The sequence below is a fragment of the Cupriavidus sp. PET2-C1 genome (genome assembly GCF_054515855.1).
Genome location: NZ_CM137259.1, coordinates 1,557,735 through 1,573,820, shown reverse-complemented (window position 1 = coordinate 1,573,820; position 16,086 = coordinate 1,557,735). Strand labels below are relative to the sequence as shown.

General features: G+C 65.0%; 14 protein-coding genes and 2 tRNA genes. 9 read left to right on the top strand and 7 right to left on the bottom strand.

The features are described 5' to 3' along the window. The first annotated feature begins 32 nt into the window (after positions 1–32). From ACX12D_RS07255 to ACX12D_RS07240, 4 genes are all read left to right on the top strand, one after another. A complete protein-coding gene (locus ACX12D_RS07255) occupies positions 33–428 on the top strand; it encodes a hypothetical protein (RefSeq protein ID WP_459373454.1) in 396 nt (131 codons plus the stop codon). 126 nt (positions 429–554) lie between these two features. Beyond that, a complete protein-coding gene (xth, locus tag ACX12D_RS07250; RefSeq protein ID WP_441630587.1) occupies positions 555–1,352 on the top strand; it encodes an exodeoxyribonuclease III in 798 nt (265 codons plus the stop codon). A gap of 97 nt (positions 1,353–1,449) precedes the next feature. Beyond that, a complete protein-coding gene (hpaR, locus tag ACX12D_RS07245) occupies positions 1,450–1,899 on the top strand; it encodes a homoprotocatechuate degradation operon regulator HpaR (protein ID WP_150993045.1) in 450 nt (149 codons plus the stop codon). Further along, positions 1,896–3,710 (top strand): SulP family inorganic anion transporter, encoded by a 1,815-nt coding sequence (locus tag ACX12D_RS07240; RefSeq protein WP_459373452.1) that lies wholly within the window; start codon positions 1,896–1,898, stop codon positions 3,708–3,710. Before hpaR ends, ACX12D_RS07240 begins: the two co-directional genes overlap by 4 nt. A gap of 171 nt (positions 3,711–3,881) precedes the next feature. Here ACX12D_RS07240 and ACX12D_RS07235 read toward each other — a convergent pair whose 3' ends face one another. Beyond that, positions 3,882–4,145, bottom strand: coding sequence for a DUF1488 family protein (locus ACX12D_RS07235; protein WP_006159541.1), 264 nt, complete (start codon positions 4,143–4,145; stop codon positions 3,882–3,884). Between the two features lie 287 nt (positions 4,146–4,432). Between ACX12D_RS07235 and ACX12D_RS07230 the strand changes: the two genes are divergently transcribed. Further along, a tRNA-Lys gene (locus ACX12D_RS07230) sits at positions 4,433–4,508 on the top strand. A 191-nt stretch (positions 4,509–4,699) separates the two neighbouring features. On the opposite strand, the gene ACX12D_RS07225 is transcribed toward ACX12D_RS07230, so the two are convergent. The 4 genes from ACX12D_RS07225 to ACX12D_RS07210 form a co-directional block, all read right to left on the bottom strand. Next, the gene (locus ACX12D_RS07225; protein WP_459373451.1) at positions 4,700–5,407 is read right to left on the bottom strand and encodes a hypothetical protein; all 708 of its coding nucleotides are present in this window, start codon (positions 5,405–5,407) and stop codon (positions 4,700–4,702) included. Between the two features lie 115 nt (positions 5,408–5,522). Further along, the gene (locus ACX12D_RS07220) at positions 5,523–6,911 is read right to left on the bottom strand and encodes an alkaline phosphatase (protein WP_459373450.1); all 1,389 of its coding nucleotides are present in this window, start codon (positions 6,909–6,911) and stop codon (positions 5,523–5,525) included. A 24-nt stretch (positions 6,912–6,935) separates the two neighbouring features. Beyond that, the gene (locus ACX12D_RS07215; protein WP_459373449.1) at positions 6,936–8,396 is read right to left on the bottom strand and encodes an alkaline phosphatase; all 1,461 of its coding nucleotides are present in this window, start codon (positions 8,394–8,396) and stop codon (positions 6,936–6,938) included. Positions 8,397–8,533: 137 nt separating this feature from the next. Further along, on the bottom strand, positions 8,534–9,184 hold the full coding sequence (locus ACX12D_RS07210) for an isochorismatase family protein (protein ID WP_459373448.1): 651 nt from the start codon (positions 9,182–9,184) through the stop codon (positions 8,534–8,536). 288 nt (positions 9,185–9,472) lie between these two features. Between ACX12D_RS07210 and ACX12D_RS07205 the strand changes: the two genes are divergently transcribed. Then, complete coding sequence (locus ACX12D_RS07205) at positions 9,473–10,381, top strand: LysR substrate-binding domain-containing protein (protein WP_459373447.1); 909 nt, start codon at positions 9,473–9,475, stop codon at positions 10,379–10,381. Between the two features lie 248 nt (positions 10,382–10,629). On the opposite strand, the gene ACX12D_RS07200 is transcribed toward ACX12D_RS07205, so the two are convergent. Next, complete coding sequence (locus ACX12D_RS07200) at positions 10,630–12,015, bottom strand: 8-oxoguanine deaminase (RefSeq protein WP_459373446.1); 1,386 nt, start codon at positions 12,013–12,015, stop codon at positions 10,630–10,632. 145 nt (positions 12,016–12,160) lie between these two features. Further along, a complete protein-coding gene (locus tag ACX12D_RS07195) occupies positions 12,161–13,069 on the bottom strand; it encodes a LysR substrate-binding domain-containing protein (protein ID WP_459373445.1) in 909 nt (302 codons plus the stop codon). Positions 13,070–13,413: 344 nt separating this feature from the next. Between ACX12D_RS07195 and ACX12D_RS07190 the strand changes: the two genes are divergently transcribed. From ACX12D_RS07190 to ACX12D_RS07180, 3 genes are all read left to right on the top strand, one after another. After that, positions 13,414–14,565 (top strand): DUF2252 family protein, encoded by a 1,152-nt coding sequence (locus ACX12D_RS07190; RefSeq protein ID WP_459373444.1) that lies wholly within the window; start codon positions 13,414–13,416, stop codon positions 14,563–14,565. Between the two features lie 63 nt (positions 14,566–14,628). Next, positions 14,629–14,704: transfer RNA gene (locus ACX12D_RS07185), tRNA-Lys, on the top strand. A 338-nt stretch (positions 14,705–15,042) separates the two neighbouring features. Then, positions 15,043–16,017: a Bug family tripartite tricarboxylate transporter substrate binding protein gene (locus ACX12D_RS07180; protein ID WP_459373443.1), complete on the top strand. Its 975-nt coding sequence runs from the start codon at positions 15,043–15,045 to the stop codon at positions 16,015–16,017. The last annotated feature ends 69 nt before the right edge of the window (positions 16,018–16,086 follow it).

Below are 16,086 nucleotides of genomic sequence, written 5' to 3'. Positions count from 1 at the left end.
CGCCCTGCCTACTCCTGAAGGAAACCCCATCCATGCCTGACATCGCCGCGCTTTGCCTGCGTGAAATCGCCGACACCCATGTGCTGATCGAGCAATGGCTGTCGAACCCCGCTTGCCCCGAAACCGTGCTGGAAACGCTGCTGCAACGGTTTGGTCCGGACTTCAGCATGATCGCGCCAACCGGTGCGCGCATGGAGGCAGGCGGCTTTCCCGCGCTGTTCGCACGACTGCGCGGCGCCCGGCCCGGGATGCAAATCAGGATCGACGCGTTGACGCTCGTGCATGAGGACGCGCGCTCGGCCACGGTCAGCTACCGGGAAACGCAAGCCTGGAACGCGGGCGCTTCCGAGCGGCGTGCCACGGCGCTGTTCGTGGCGGGGAACGATGCGCGTGTCACGTGGCGACACTTGCATGAGACCTGGGCCTGAGGGCACCGGCCTCTGGACGCGCCTGTGGCCGCGGCGCTCGTTCATAATGTGCAGGCAAACCAGGGTGACGCCGGGAGGAATCCCGGTGCCGCCCCTGGCAACCGTCAATCAATAAGCCATCTGAACATGAGAATCGCAACGTGGAACGTCAACTCGCTCAAGGTCCGGCTACCGCAGGTGCTGGACTGGCTGATCGAGCAGGAAAAGGCCGATACGCCGATTGATGCCCTGTGTCTGCAGGAGCTGAAGATGCCGGACGACAAGTACCCGCTGGCCGAACTGGAGAGCGCTGGCTTCCACAGCGTGTTCACCGGCCAGAAGACATACAACGGCGTGGCGATCCTGGCGCGCAATGCCACCATGGCGACGCCCGCCGACGTGGTGCGCAATATCCCAGGCTTCGACGACCCCCAACAGCGCGTGGTGGCGGCGACCTATGGCGATGTGCGCCTGGTGTGCGCGTACTTCCCCAACGGGCAGGCGCCGGACTCCGACAAGTTCACCTACAAGCTGGGCTGGCTGCAGGCGATCACCGCGTGGCTGCAGGAGGAAATGGTGAAGTACCCGAAGCTCGCGCTGCTGGGCGACTTCAATATCGCGCCCGAAGACCGGGATGTGCACGACCCCAAGAAGTGGGAGGGGCAGAACCTGGTGTCGCCACCGGAGCGCGATGCGTTCCGGGCGCTGGAGGCACTTGGGCTGACCGACGCATTCCGCATGTTCGAGCAGCCGGAGAAGAGCTTCTCCTGGTGGGACTACCGCATGTTTGCGTTCCGCCGTAACGCCGGCCTGCGCATCGACCACATCCTGCTGTCGCCGGCTCTGCGCGAGGCATGCAGCGCCTGCGTGATCGATCGCGTGCCGCGCACCTGGGAGCAGCCCTCGGACCACACGCCGGTGGTAGCCACGCTCGACCTCGGCTGAGGCATTACGCCAAGGCGCCGGCCACCAAGCCGGCGCTCGGCATATCCGGGTAGCCACCGGCTCGCGTCCGGGCGTCTGCACGGCTACACTTGCGGGCATGAAACCGGCTACCTTCCGCCACCGCAACCTCCCCCACCTGCTGCTGCAAGCCCGCGAAACGCTGATGGCGGGCTTCCGGCCCATCCTGCGCCAGCACGGCATGACCGAGCAGCAATGGCGCGTGGTGCGCACCCTCAACGAGCAAGGCGAGATGGAGCCTAACCAGCTCGCCGATGCCTGCCTGATCCTGAGCCCGAGCCTTACCCGCATGCTGTCGAGCATGGAGGAAGCGGGCCTGATCCTGCGCTCGCGCTCCACCACGGACCAGCGCCGCCAGTTGATCTCGCTGACCGACAAATGCCGCGCCCTGATCGCCGAGATGGAGCCGCTGATCGACCGCCGCTATGAGCAGCTCGAGCAGATGATCGGCGCCGAGCGGCTGGGCAAGGTCTATGGCGCGATCGACGAACTGCTGGTGAGCCTCAGCGAACGAGACCCGCAAGCATGACCGCTCCGGCTGCGCAGGGCACAACAGGCCAGTTGCTCGGGCGCCTGTTGCCGGCATGGCGTCACCGCGTGAGCCGCGCCTCCTTGCGCGCGGACCTGGTTGCGGGCCTGCTTGGCGCGGTGCTGGTGCTGCCGCAGGGCGTGGCCTTTGCCACGCTTGCCGGCCTGCCGCCGCAATACGGCATCTACGCGGCCGTGATTCCCTGCATCGTGGCGGCCTTGTTCGGCTCCAGCTGGCATGTGATGTCCGGCCCGACCAACGCCAACTCGCTGGCGCTGTTCGCCATGCTGAGCCCGGTGGCATTTGCCGGCAGTCCCGAATACATCAATCTGGCGCTCGCGGTCACCATCATGGTTGGCTTGCTGCAGCTTGCCGTGGGCACCTTGCGCCTTGGCACGCTGGCCAACTTCATCTCGCCCTCGGTCCTGCTTGGCTTCACCTGCGGCGCGGCAACGCTGATCGGCCTCTATGCGCTCAAGGACCTGTTCGGGCTGGCCGTGCCGACGGGCACGAGCGCCTTTGGCGTGGTGCGCTTCCTGCTGGACAATGCCGGCGCCATCAACTGGAGCGCGTTCACGGTTGCGGCGATCACGCTGGCGGTGACCATCGCGGTGAAGCGCGTCTCGCGCCGCCTGCCCTTCATGCTGATCGGCCTGCTGGCGGGCTACGGCGTCGCCCTGCTGCTCAACGCACCGGGCTGGAGCGCGGGCGCGCATCACGTCAATGTGGTCGGGCCGATCCCGTCGGCCATCCCGCCCTTCCACCTGCCGAGTATTTCCTGGCAGGCGATCCCCGACCTGCTTGGCATCGCCGCCGCGCTGACCATTGTGGCGCTCGGCCAGTCGATCTCGATCGCCAAGGCGGTGGCGCTGCGCTCGGGCCAGCACATCGATGCCAACCGCGAGTTCATTGGGCAGGGCCTGTCGAACATCGCAGGTGGCTTGTTCTCCGCCTATATTTCCTGTGGCTCGCTGAACCGCTCCATGCCTAACTACGAGGCCGGCGCGCAGACGCCGCTGGCCAGCATTTTCTCGGCCTTGCTGCTGGTGGTGCTGGTCACGGCCAGCGCCTCGCTGCTGGCGCAGATCCCGCTGGCCTCCATCGCCGCGATGTTGCTGCTGGTGGCCTGGGGCCTGTTCGATTTCGGCCGGCTGCGCCGCATCGCCAGCCTGAGCCGCACGGAATTCGCCATCGCCATCAGCACCTTTGTCGCCACGCTGGCCATCCGCCTGGAGATGGCGGTCTTGCTCGGCACCATCCTGTCACTGGTGGCCTATCTCTATCGCACCTCGCGGCCGGCGGTGCGCAGCCTGGTGCCAGACGCCGACGACCCCGACCGGCGCTTTACGCCGCTCGACGAACTGCATCGCCCGCAAGCGGAATGCCCCCAGCTCAAGCTGCTGCGCATGGAAGGCGCGATCTACTTCGGCGCGGTCCAGTACGTGACGGACCGCTTGCACGAGGCACGCAACGCCCATCCCGGCCAGATCCATCTGCTGGCCATGACCAAGAGCATGAACTTCATCGACCTGGCCGGCGCCGAGATGTGGGAAAGCGAGCTGAGCGAGCGGCGCGCCACCGGCGGCGACCTGTATTTCCATCGTCCGCGCACGCAGGTGCTGCAGACGTGGGACCAGACCGGCTTCGCACTGAAGCTGGGCGAGGGGCATATCTTTTCCACCAAGCGGCAGGCGCTGCACACCATCATTGCGCGCCTCGATCCCGCAGGCTGTGCGCAGTGCCAGGCTCGCATCTTCGAAGAATGCGCTAGCCGCCCTGGCGGGCCGGGCTACCCGGCAAAACCGGCTTGAGCGCGATCAACGCGATCAACGCGATCGGCGCAATCAGGAAGATCAGTGATGAGCAAGGGGAATGAAAAAGAGAAACGCCGGCGGGAAACCGGCGTCAGGCGGCGAGAGCCGCAATGACTTGAAGCGGTAGCCCGGGATCGGACCGATGACCGGCCCGGACTGGGATCCGCTTCAGAGCGGCGCCACATGGGCGCGCTTGACTACCACTGGCTGGGCAGCGCCCTGCTCGATCAGCACCACCGCAGCACGCTCGATGGTTTCACGTCCGGCGCGGAATGCCTCTTCCAGCGACAACACCTGGTCGGCACTGAAGCCTTCCCACAGCGCTTCACGGGTCACCACGCAAGTGACTGGTTGGCCGTCGACAACGGCGTGAAATAGCAAGCCTTCATTATTGATATCGTAACGCTCTTGCTCTTGGAACTTGATATCCATCGGTGCAGCCCTCCATTGCAAGTGAAGAATCATCCTAACATGGGTCGGCCCGACTCGTCCGCAAAGGCCTACGCCCCGCTCACCCCAAGCAAGACTGCCGAAACCCCGGGCGAGTTCCCGCGGCGGGCATGCCTGAGTTCGGTGCAAGGCGAAGGGACAAGGCTGCCCGGGCATTGCGCGTACGACGGCGGCATCGCACGCGGCATTTCCAGAGCACCCTCGCGCAGGAAAAATTACGCAGGGGGTTTGACAAACTCAAAAACGGTGATACAATCTTTCTCTTCGTTGGGGCGTTAGCTCAGTTGGTAGAGCAGCGGACTCTTAATCCGTAGGTCGAGTGTTCGAGTCACTCACGCCCCACCAGCGAATTCTAAAAGCCGGAAGCAGCAATGCTTCCGGCTTTTTCCATTGGTGCTCCATGCCTGCCGGCCCTCCAGTCCCGGCGATTCCCCCCTCTGTATAGACCGGGGGACATCGGTGACACATGTGCGAGGACATGGTTGACGCATTTTAAGCGGCCACTGGGCTAGGCGCCGCGCCTGTGACTCGGCTGCTCAGTCCATGAGATCGGTGTACTCGCCGCGCGTGTAGTGCGCGGTGCGTGCCCATGGCGCGCGCTGCGGTGTGGCCACGACGGTCACCCGCGTGTACTTGGTGGAGGTTCCCCCGGCACTGCGCGACTGCACCGAGCGCGGAAACTGCCCCGCGACGTCCCACAAAACCACGACGGACTCATCCGCGCGCCGCAATTGGTATTCCTGCGCGCCGTCGCGTACTGGTCCCACCGCCTTCATTTTCTTGAGCGCAGCCGGATCCAGCAGATGGTAGGCAGTGGCCCAGGAGCCGTCAAAGCCGATATTGCCGTACTCTGCCGGGTTGACAGCGAAGGTCTTCTTTAAAGGATCGCTGATCAAGCGCACCGATAGCTTTCCCCCGGGCGGTTGTTCGATCCAACGGGCCGCCGTGGACAGATCGGCATGCTTGTGGCCGGCGCCGGCCGGGGCATGCTCAGCAGCGTGCCCCGCCCCGGGTGGCAGTTCGCGTTCGATCCACACAGCGTCGCCGGAGCGATAGACGTGCTCCGCGAAGGCGACGTCGCGCTTGACGCCGTCACTACCTTGCGACGAAATCTGATGCTCGACGCGCAGCGCGAGGGGTGTCTTGGCTGGCGCGGCAAGCGCCGCGGGGCTCGCGATGGCGGCCAGGCAGCCCAGCAGGCCACCTAGCAGAGAGATTGTCCGGCGCGCTAAAGAAGCGGCCATGGGCCGAGTGGTAGGTCGGACAGATATGCTGCAAGCTTGCATCTCGTTCTCGGGATATGGGCACGCCGGCAGCGTGCCGGCGTGCAATGCACCTTGGTTCGTCGGGTCGTCAGCGTTAGAAGCCCAGCGCCGTCTTGACCACGCCAAACACCTTCGTGTTGTCAATGGTGCCCTTAAGCGGCGCACTGCCCGCACCGCCGGAAAACAGCATCACGTCGCCACCACCGTGCGTTTCCGCGCCCGGGGTGCCCAGCAACACACCGACTTCCTGCAGATAAGCATCATCCGTCGTATCCACCGAGGTCAGGTCGTCGCGCACCGGCTTGCGCGGGGTACCGCCGTTGCCGAACACCAGGGTCGTATAGGGCTTGCCGTCGGCCGCGGCCTGCGGCCGTTTGGTCTTCACATCGGTGGTCTTGCCCAGGATGGGGTTGCCGCGATGCGAATAGCCATTGATCGTCATGGTGTGGTCATGATCCGCCGTGACCACCACCAGGGTGTTGGATAGGTCGACCATCGACAGCGCGCGCTTGATGGCGTCGTCGAAGGCAATGGTGTCTTCCAGGGCGCGCTTGGCGTTGGTGCCGTGCAGCGCGTGGTCGATGCGGCCGCCTTCCACCATCAAGAAATAGCCCTTGGGATTCTTGCCCAGGACCCGGATGGCCTTCTCCGTCATGTCGGCCAGGCTGGGCTCGTCGACGTTGTTCTTGACCCGATCCAGTTCGTAGTTCATGTGGTCGAGGTTGAACAGGCCGAGCAGCTTGCCGGTGGCGGCAGGATCCACCGCGCGCAGCGCCGTGCCGGTGTTGACATAGGTGTAGCCGGCGCTCTGGAATTGTGCAGTCAGGTCGGTGGCATCCGTGCGCTTGGTGCCGGTGGCGCCCAGGGGAATGAAGTGGCGCAGCCCGCCGCCCAGCAGCACGTCGAGGCCATCCTTGAGCGCAGGATTGAAGAGAACGTTGCCAGGCGTGGCCTGGGCCGCGATCTGGTTCTCGCCGTCGCGATGGCAGATATGCGAGAAGGTGGCAGCCGGCGTCGCGTGTGTGACACGCGTGGTGGTGACCGCCCCCACCGCCTTGCCGGCACCCTTGGACAACTCCAGCAAAGTGGTTACCGGCGAACCGTTGCCTGCCGGGCAGGTGGTGTCGGAGCCCGACACATAGCCCTTGCCGGTGGCATCACTGGCCTTGGTGTCGGCCGACATCGAGATGACTTCATTATTCATCTTGACGCCGGTCATATAGGCCGCCATCGACGGCGCGCTATCGGTGGTCTGCGCATCGTTCGAATAGGTCTTGATGCGCGCGGTGCGCTTGAGCGATTCCATGTTCAGCTTGCCGCTCTCGCCATACTTGTAGATGCGCGAGGCGGTGACCGTGGTGGGGCCCATGCCATCACCAAGGAAGAAGATCACGTTGCGGGCTTCACCCGCGGCCAGCGCGGGCGTGGCGAGGCAGGCGGCGGCAAGCGCGGCTGCCGACAGGCCGATCATCGTATTTTTCATGGTTTTATTCCGTCAGCGTTGGGTTCACAGACCCAATGATTTCTTGATCAGGCCGAACACTTCCGTGTTGTCCATCACCCCGGTGAAGTTGCTTGCGCCGTTGCCCAATGCACCGATGAAGACATCGGTGCCACCGTGCGTTTCGCCGCCCGCAGCCATCGGAATGACCGCTTCCTGGTGGTAGGACTTGTCGAACACCTGGGCATCGGTAAGCGCGGTACGCGCGGCCGGGCGGTTCTCGCCGTTGCCGAAGCCGATGATGGTGAACGGGTTGCCAGTGGTGTCGGTGTTGTAGGCGCCGGTGACATAGTTCTTCAGCAAGCCCAGCACGCCGGGGTTGCTGTCGCTGGTCGGACCGGTGCGCTTGGCGTAGCCGTTGAGCACCAGGGTGTGGTCATGGTCGGCGGTCACCACGATCAGCGTGTTCTTCAGGCCCGGGTCGATGACGTTGAGCTTGGCGATGGCCGACTTGATGGCATCGTCGAACGCGGCCGTATCCTGCAGTGCCTTGCGCGCGGTGGTCTCGTGCAGCGCATGGTCGATCCGGCCGCCCTCGACCATCAGGAAGAAGCCCTTCTTCTTCGCTGCCAGCAGGTCGATCGCCTTGCCGGTCATGTCGGCCAGGCTGGGTTCGTCGGCGGGTACCCGATCCAGGTCGTAGGCCATGTGGCTGGCGGTAAACAGGCCCACCGCTTTCTTGGCCGACGCCGGATCGATCTTGTCGAAGTCGGCACGGTTGGCCGCGTAGGTGTAGCCCGCGGCCTTGAGCTCGGCCAGCAGGTCGCGCTTGTCGGTGCGCGCGCCGCCGCTGACGGTCGTCGGCTGGAAGTGCTTGCGGCCGCCACCGAAGATCACGTCGACGCCATCGCCCAGCGCGGCGTTGTAGCCCAGCCCGTTGGGCACGATCTGGGCGGCGATGGTGTTCTCGCCATCGCGGTGGCAGATATGCGCGTAGGTAGCTGCCGGGGTGGCGTGGGTGATGCGGGTGGTGGTGACCACGCCGGTACCGTAGCCCGCGGCCTTCATCTGCTCCAGCAGGGTCGGCACACTGGTGCCATTGCCTGAGGTGGGGCAAGTGCTGTCGGCGCCCGAGAGGTAATCCTTGCCATTGACGTCGAAGGCGCTGGTGTCCGCCGACATCGAGATGACCTCGTTGTTCATCTTCACGCCGGTCATGTAGGCCGCCATGGAAGGCGCGCTGTCCGTGACCTGGGCGTTATTCGAGTAGGTGCGGACGAAGCCGGTTTCCGGCAACGTGTCCATGGTCAGCTCACCATCCTCGCCCACCTTGTAGATGCGCGCCGCAGTCATCGTGGCCAGGCCCATGCCGTCGCCGAGGAAGAAGACTACGTTCTTGGTTGGCGCCGTGGCGGGTACGGCAAGCGTACCGGCACCACCGCCATTGCTGGCGCTGTCTCCATCGCTGCCACATGCAGCCAAGGCCATCGACATCATTGCCGCCACCAGTGCTGGCTTTCTTCTCATGATTGCTCCCCTGTTGAGTTCGCCAGGAGGATGCGGCAGAAATGTGGCAGGAGAATTACATGAGCACTTAGATTTAGATCAGGCAGTCACACAAATGTCATGATCCCGTGGGGAGGTCGATTGTGCCGGCGCGCCTGCTATCCTTTCCCGCCTGCGGCTGACGCCGGCTCTGCCGCTGAGAAGTACTGCTTCAGGCCGTACACGAGGCCGCCGAAGGGCATGCCGAGCGCGGCGTAGACGGCGTCGGCTTCCGGTGCAGCGTTGTCGGCCAGGATCTCGACGGCGATGTTCGAGTAACCGACGGGGATCACGCCGGCCTGCTGCATGCGCGCCACGCCCATCTCAACCTGAGTCTTGGTGAATCCCCCGGAAGCATCGATCACTGCGTAGCTGTTGTAGCCGTCGGCAATTGCCGAGATCGCCGGAAAGGCGAGGCAAACGTCGGTCGAGATGCCGGTGACAATCAGCTTCTTGCGCCCGGTCGCCTTGACCGCATCGACGACACGGCGCTCGTCCCAGGCGTTGACGGTGGTGCGCTCGATGCGCTTCACGCCGGGGAGTGCTTCCGCGAGTTCGGGGATCAACGGCCCCCACATCTTTTCGGTCGTCGTCGTGACGATGACCGGCACTTTCAGCGCCAGCGCTGCCTTGGCCAGGCCGACGACGTTGTGCTTGAGCTCCAGTGTTTCGATGTCGCGCACGCCGGTGTAGAGGCCGACCTGATGGTCGACCAGCAGCAGGACGGCGTTGTCGCGGGTGAGGCGTTCGTAGAGATGGGGCGAGTTCATGGCAAGGGTTTCCTTGGTGGGCAGGGGCGTGGGTATCGCCGCGGCGGCGGTCGCGCGAGCACCGAGCGCGGCCAGAGCAACTGCGGCGTTGGACTGGTTCAGAAACTAGCGACGGTTCATCTGTGGCTCCTATCGCCGGCGCATTGATGGATCGCGTATCGGCTTTGAACGAAATCTAGTACTGGGACAATCGAAGAACAATCTGTCAAAATGGGAACAATCGTCCATGAAATGGGACGATCGGCCGGGGCGCAGTGCCCATAGCGCCAAGGACACCTGGGTCCGACGATGCTCGATCTGAACGATGTCTACTACTACGCCAAAGTGGTCGAGCACCACGGCATCACGGCCGCGGCTCGGGCGCTCGACGTGCCAAAGTCCAGCATCAGCCGGCGCATTCTCGCGCTGGAGGCGTCGCTGGGCGCGCGACTGATCCAGCGCACGTCACGGAAATTCGTTGTGACGGAAATAGGTGCGGAGTTCCATCGCCACGCGCTGGCCATGCTGGTTGAAGCCGAGGCGGCGGAGAGCGTCGTGCGGCGTCGCACCGCCGAACCGAGCGGCACCATCCGATTCACCTGTTCGGTCGCGTTCGCCCAACTGGCCCTGGCCGAACTGATGCCACGGTTCATGGCGGCTTATCCGCGCGTGCGCATCGTGCAGCACGCCACGAATCGCCACGTGGATCCTGTGCAGGAAGGCTTCGACCTCTGCCTGCGAGCACATACCGAGGCGCTGCCCAGTTCGTCCTTGGTACAGCGCCACTTGGCTCAGATCCCCTGGTACCTGTTCGCGGGCCCAAGCTATCTCGCCCGCAAGGGCACGCCCGGTGAGCCAAATGCACTCTCGGAACATGACGGTATCGCGCTCGGTGGTGCGCAGGAGAGCTGCGCATGGCGTCTGAGCGATGTGCGCGACGCCGATCAGGTTGTTACGGTTCCGTTCACGCCGAGTCTTCAGAGCGATGACATGGCAACGCTGAAGGCCGCCGCATGCGCGGGTTTGGGCATCGTGGCCCTGCCCGGTTACGTGGGCCGCGGCGAGGTTGAGCGAGGCCAGCTGGTCCGTGTTTTGCCTCAGTGGATAGCGGGCGTCGCGACGATCAGTCTGTTGATGCCGTCTCGCCGTGGTCTGCTTCCTTCGGTGCGCGCGTTCACCGAGTTTCTCTCGACGCACGTGCCAACCGCAGTTCAATGAGCCGTGTCCAGCCGGACTTGACCGCACTTGCGAACGGCTACCGCAACGAGGATGACTTCCTCCTGAAGATCAAGGCTGCCTGCCCCGGAATTCCTCGATGAACCAAAAAAAAAGCCCGCGATCGATGGCGGGCTGGGGAAGGGTCAGGGGCGTTCAGGGAACGACCCGAGGCCTAGTGTGAATACATTGCAAACATGACGCGACCCCACTCGAGAGGGGTCGCACGCGCGGCGTATTCGGTCATTGCCTCAAGCTTGCCTGGCGCGCTCGAACAATTCACGCGCGAGCCCGCGATGCTGCGCAAGGACGCGCGGCAACTCCACCGTCTGCAACTCGCCATCGCGCACCACCACCTTGCCGTTGATCACGCTGGTGGCGACATTGCCCGGCGTACAGAACACCAGCGCCGCCACCGGATCGTGGCCTGCGCCGGCGTAGCCCACCTGCGCCATGTCGAACGACACGAAATCGGCCGACATGCCAGGCGCAAGCGCACCGATATCATCGCGGCCCAGCACGCGCGCGCCGCCCAGCGTAGCGATCTCCAGCGCCTCGCGCGCGCTCATGGCGGCGGGCCCGTAGCCCACGCGCTGCAGCAGCATGGCCTGGCGCACCTCTCCCAGCATGTGCGCGCCATCGTTCGACGCGCTGCCATCCACGCCCAGGCCGACCGGCACGCCGGCCTCGCGCATTGCGCGCACCGGCGCAATGCCTGACGCCAGGCGCATGTTCGAGCAAGGGCAATGGGCAACGCCCGTGCCGGTGCGGGCAAACAGCGCAATGCCTTCATCATCGAGCTTGACGCAGTGGGCATGCCATACGTCGGGGCCGACCCAGCCGAGCTCTTCCGCGTACTGGGCCGGCGTGAGGCCGAACTTCTCGCGCGAGTAGGCGATGTCGTTATCGTTCTCGGCCAGGTGGGTGTGCATCGACACGCCATAGTTGCGTGCCAGCAGCGCCGACTCGCGCATCAGGTCGCGCGAGACGGAGAACGGCGAACACGGCGCCACCACCACGCGTAGCATCGCGTGGCGCGAAGCGTCGTGGTACCGCTCGATCAGCCGCTGGCTGTCCTTCAGGATGGCGTGCTCCTCCTCCACCACCGAATCGGGCGGCAGGCCACCCTTGCTGCGGCCCACGCTCATGGATCCGCGCGCGGCATGAAAGCGCATGCCCATCGCCGCCGCGGCTTCAATGGAATCGTCCAGGCGCGAGCCATTGGGATACAGGTACAGGTGATCGCTGGTGGTGGTGCAGCCGGACAACATCAACTCGGCCATCGCGGTGCGGGTCGACACGTCGATCATTTCCGGCGTCAGGTGCGACCACAACATATAGAGGTTGGTGAGCCAGGTGAACAGCTCGGCGTCCTGCGCCGCCGGCACGGCGCGGGTCAGGCTCTGGTACATGTGGTGGTGCGTGTTGACCAGCCCGGGGATCACCACCTTGCCACGCATATCGATCACCTCGGCGCCGCCCTCGTCGATCAGCCGGTGGTATTGCGGCGGCAGCTCGGCGGTGCCGCCCACCCATTCGATCGTCGGGCCTTGCGCCACCAGCGCGCCATCCGGGATCTCGCGGCGTTGCGCATCCATGGTCACCAGGATGTCGGCATTGATAAGGATGAGGGGCATGGCAGGATCTTCAGGTTGGTGGCGAAAATACCCGGCGCGTCATGCGGCCAGGCCCACACAGTCTAAGACGCCGGCGGGCCTTGGCAAAGCATCGATTTCCACCGACGGTGTGCGCAAAAACAGCACAACCAGGCACGCTGCACCACTAACGCACGCCGGCAAACAACGCCACCAGGCCCTCGCCAATCCGCTCGGCCATCAGTTCCGCCGCGGCGCTCAGCGGATTGCGCGCGCGCGCGACCAGCCTCAGCGTCTGGCACGGCAACTGGCCGTCGCGCAGCGGCACCCAGGCCAGCGCCCCGCGCTCCCGCTCCTCCAGCACGTCGAGCGGATTCAGGAAGGCGATGCCGGCCCCAAGCATGACCAGGCGGCGCATCAGCGCGGTCGAAGTGGTCTCGGTGACCGGCGACACCGCGACCGCGGCTCGCGCGAAGGCCTCATCGAGGATGGCGCGGATCGACATCGACGGCGCGGGCAGGATCACCGGGCAGGCCAGGCACTCGCTGAGCAGGGTCGACGGCTGCGCGGCCAGCGCATGCCCGGGCGCCACCACCGCGCCGATGTGCCAGTCGTTGCTGGCCAGGATGCGGAAGGCGGCGATATCGGGCAGGTCGTAGGCAAGGCCGAGATCGACGTCGCCGCGCTCGACAGCGCTGACAATGTCGGCCACGGGCAGATCCAGCAGGCGCACCAGGATGCCCGGGTACTGCTGGCGAAAGGCATGCACCAGCGACGGCATCAGCGAGCCGGCGAGGCCGGCCGTGGTCGCCACGGTGACTTCGCCTTGGCGCACGCCCTTCACGGCTTCGATACGGCTGCGCAGCAGTTCGTGCTCGCGCAGCGTCTGGCGCACGTGCGCCAGCACCATCTCGCCCAGCGGGGTCAGGCGCAGGCGTTTGTTGATGCGCTCGAACAAGGGCGCGCCCAGTTCCGTCTCCAGGTCCAGGATCTGCCGGTTGATCGCGCTCGGCGCCACGTGCAGATGCAGCGCGGCCTGGCGGATCGAACCACGGCTCACCACCTCGTCGAGGTAGCGCAGGACTCTGGCGTGCATGACGGGCTCCGGATTCGGGCGTATTCGGGCGTTGGATTCAGCGCGGCGGCAACATGTGCGCGCCTGGGAAGACGAGCGCATTGTAGCCGCTGGCAAGGCGCGCGAAATCCGTGTTGCGCTGACAGTCATTTCAGGCGGCATGGAGTACGCTGGCATCAGTTGCCGGCCGATGGCGACCGGCCCACCTCGATATCCTGCCAGCGCTCGGCGCTCCGACTTCCATGGCCACGAAGACAAGCAGCAAGAAGCCCGCCGCGAAGCGCGGCGCAAGGCATGGCGGCGCCCCCCGCCCGCCCGGCCCGGCAAAACGCCAGGAAGCACTGATGCGGTGCCGGAACCTGAAGATGGCGCGCTCCGCCCACGCATACGTGCGCGGCAACACGCGCAAGTTCTACGAATGGCTGGAGGCCAAGCAACCGCACACCCTGCCCGAGGGCCCGGCGATCTGGATCTGCGGCGACTGTCATGTGGGCAACCTTGGTCCGGTCGCCGATATCCAGGGCCACGTCGGCATCCAGATCCGCGACCTTGACCAGACCGTGATCGGCAACCCGGCGCACGACCTGATCCGCCTGGCGCTGTCGCTGGCCACCGCAGCGCGCGGCTCGGACCTGCCCGGCGTGATTACCGCGCGCATGCTGGAAAGCCTGATGGTGGGCTATGAAAGCGCTTTCGATAATCCCAATGCCGCGGCCGGCCTGACTTCGCGCCGGCCTGCCTCGGTACGTACCGTGATGCGCCAGGCCCTGGGGCGCAAATGGAAGCATCTCGCCCACGAACGCCTGCGGGACACCACCCCCTCCATTCCACTCGGCAAACGATTCTGGCGGCTCGCCGCGGACGAGCGGCGCGCAATCGGTGCCCTCTTCGAGCGGCGCGAGATCGCCCACCTTGCCACGCTGCTGACCTCCCGCGACGAAGGCGCGCGCGTGGAGGTGATGGACGCCGCCTACTGGGTCAAGGGCTGCAGCTCGCTGGGACGATTGCGTTTCGCCGTATTGCTGTCCGTTGGCAGCAATGACAGCCCCAATCCCGAAATCTGCCTGATCGATATCAAAGAAGCGGTGAACGCTGCGGCGCCGGGCTACCCCAAGGTGAACATGCCACGCGGCAATGGCGAGCGGGTCGTGGAAGGCGCCCGCCATCTCTCGCCGGCACTGGGCGATCGCATTCTTTCTGCGCAACTGCTCGACAAGGCGGTATTCATCCGCGAGTTGCTGCCGCAGGACCTGAAGCTGGAGATCGAAACGCTGCCACAGGAAGAAGCCAGCCGCGTCGCGAGGTACCTGGGTGAGGTGGTCGGCAACGCCCACGCGCGCCAGATGGACCTGGCCACCCAGCGCAGCTGGCTAGGCGAGCTGGCGCGCAATCGCTCCAGGCAGCTGGATGCGCCGTCCTGGCTATGGACCAGCGTGCTGGACCTGATCGCCAGCCATGAGGTGGGCTACCTCGAACACTGCCGCAAATTCGCGCTCGGGCCGCAGGCACATATTTAAAATCTAAAAGCAAAGCAGCTATTGCAAAGTCAAAAATCGTCCTCTATAATCTTGGACTTCGTTGGGGCGTTAGCTCAGTTGGTAGAGCAGCGGACTCTTAATCCGTAGGTCGAGTGTTCGAGTCACTCACGCCCCACCAGCGAATTCTAAAAGCCGGAAGCAGCAATGCTTCCGGCTTTTTCCATTGGCGCGCCAACCCTGCTGGATCTCTCCTCCGTGGGCGTGGCAACCACGGGCCAATCCCCTCCCGCGCAGGGATGCATACGCGGGTTGATACCAATTCCGCCGGCTACGCTTTCACGGTTGAATTGCGCCTGGAGCACAATGCGGAACATGGTTCCGCATCACGGAACCCATCCGGCATCTCCAGCGTCCCGCGGCAAGCAGGAACAAGGGCAGCAGCGCGACGCAGATCGCCGTGCCCCAACCCGCGCCCGCCCGGGCCGTCATTAGACCTAGAACCCTCGGGAGCCTCTCTTGAAAGCAGTATTGAATGTCGGCAGCGCAGCTTGCCTGGCCCTTCTTGGCCTGTGCCACAGCGCCTTTGCACAAACCTACCCGACCAAGCCGATCCGCCTGATCGTGCCGTTCGCCGCGGGCGGCACCACGGACATCGTGGGCCGCGCGGTGGCCGACGGCATCGGCCGTGAGCTTGGCCAGGTCGTGGTGGTGGAGAACCGCGGCGGCGGCGGCGGCGTGATCGGCGCCGACGCGCTGGCCAAATCCGCGCCCGATGGCTACACGCTGGGCATTGCAACGGTCAGCACCATGGCGACCAACCCCGCCACCAACGCCCGCAACCCCTACGATCCGATCAAGGACTTCGTGCCCATTACCAACCTGGTCAATGTGCCGAACGTGATGACGATCAACCCCAAGGTGCCGGCCAAGAACCTGCAGGAGTTCATCGCGCTGGTCAAGGCCAATCCCGGCAAGTACAGCTATGCGTCGGCAGGCAAAGGCAGCATCTCCCACCTCGACGGCGAACTGTTCAAGTTCCTGACCAAGACCGACATGGTCCACATCCCCTACCGTGGATCGGGCCCCGCCCTGAACGACACGCTGGCGGGCCAGGTCAGCGGCCAGTTCGACAACCTGCCCTCGTCCATGCCGCACATCCAGGCCGGCAAGCTGCGCGCCCTCGCGGTGGCGGCGCCCAAGCGCGTGGATGGCTTGCCCGATGTGCCGACCTTTGCCGAAGCCGGCATGAAGGACATGAACAACATGGCCTGGTACGGCCTGGTGGCACCCGCCGGCACGCCTGCCGCGATCATCGCCAAGGTGCATGACGCTGCCGTGAAGACCTTGCAGGACCCGAACGTGAAACGCCGCCTGGCGGAAAGCGGCGCCTACCCTGACGGCAACACGCCGCAGCAATACGCCGCGCAGATCAAGCGCGAGCTGGAAATGCGCAAGAAGATCGCGCGCGACCAGAACATTACGCTCGAGTAACCAGTAACGAGTAACGCCGCAATGGCCCGGCTGCCTGCAGCCGGGCTTTGCCAGGGCTCGCGCCTTCGG

What these genes read in the sequence shown, in the direction of transcription:
- ACX12D_RS07255 (WP_459373454.1), top strand. Translation starts at nt 33, where the DNA reads ATGCCTGACATCGCCGCGCTTTGCCTGCGTGAAATCGCCGACACCCAT.
- xth (WP_441630587.1), top strand. Translation starts at nt 555, where the DNA reads ATGAGAATCGCAACGTGGAACGTCAACTCGCTCAAGGTCCGGCTACCG.
- hpaR (WP_150993045.1), top strand. Translation starts at nt 1,450, where the DNA reads ATGAAACCGGCTACCTTCCGCCACCGCAACCTCCCCCACCTGCTGCTG.
- ACX12D_RS07240 (WP_459373452.1), top strand. Translation starts at nt 1,896, where the DNA reads ATGACCGCTCCGGCTGCGCAGGGCACAACAGGCCAGTTGCTCGGGCGC.
- ACX12D_RS07235 (WP_006159541.1), bottom strand. Translation starts at nt 4,145, where the DNA reads ATGGATATCAAGTTCCAAGAGCAAGAGCGTTACGATATCAATAATGAA.
- ACX12D_RS07225 (WP_459373451.1), bottom strand. Translation starts at nt 5,407, where the DNA reads ATGGCCGCTTCTTTAGCGCGCCGGACAATCTCTCTGCTAGGTGGCCTG.
- ACX12D_RS07220 (WP_459373450.1), bottom strand. Translation starts at nt 6,911, where the DNA reads ATGAAAAATACGATGATCGGCCTGTCGGCAGCCGCGCTTGCCGCCGCC.
- ACX12D_RS07215 (WP_459373449.1), bottom strand. Translation starts at nt 8,396, where the DNA reads ATGAGAAGAAAGCCAGCACTGGTGGCGGCAATGATGTCGATGGCCTTG.
- ACX12D_RS07210 (WP_459373448.1), bottom strand. Translation starts at nt 9,184, where the DNA reads ATGAACTCGCCCCATCTCTACGAACGCCTCACCCGCGACAACGCCGTC.
- ACX12D_RS07205 (WP_459373447.1), top strand. Translation starts at nt 9,473, where the DNA reads ATGCTCGATCTGAACGATGTCTACTACTACGCCAAAGTGGTCGAGCAC.
- ACX12D_RS07200 (WP_459373446.1), bottom strand. Translation starts at nt 12,015, where the DNA reads ATGCCCCTCATCCTTATCAATGCCGACATCCTGGTGACCATGGATGCG.
- ACX12D_RS07195 (WP_459373445.1), bottom strand. Translation starts at nt 13,069, where the DNA reads ATGCACGCCAGAGTCCTGCGCTACCTCGACGAGGTGGTGAGCCGTGGT.
- ACX12D_RS07190 (WP_459373444.1), top strand. Translation starts at nt 13,414, where the DNA reads ATGGCGCGCTCCGCCCACGCATACGTGCGCGGCAACACGCGCAAGTTC.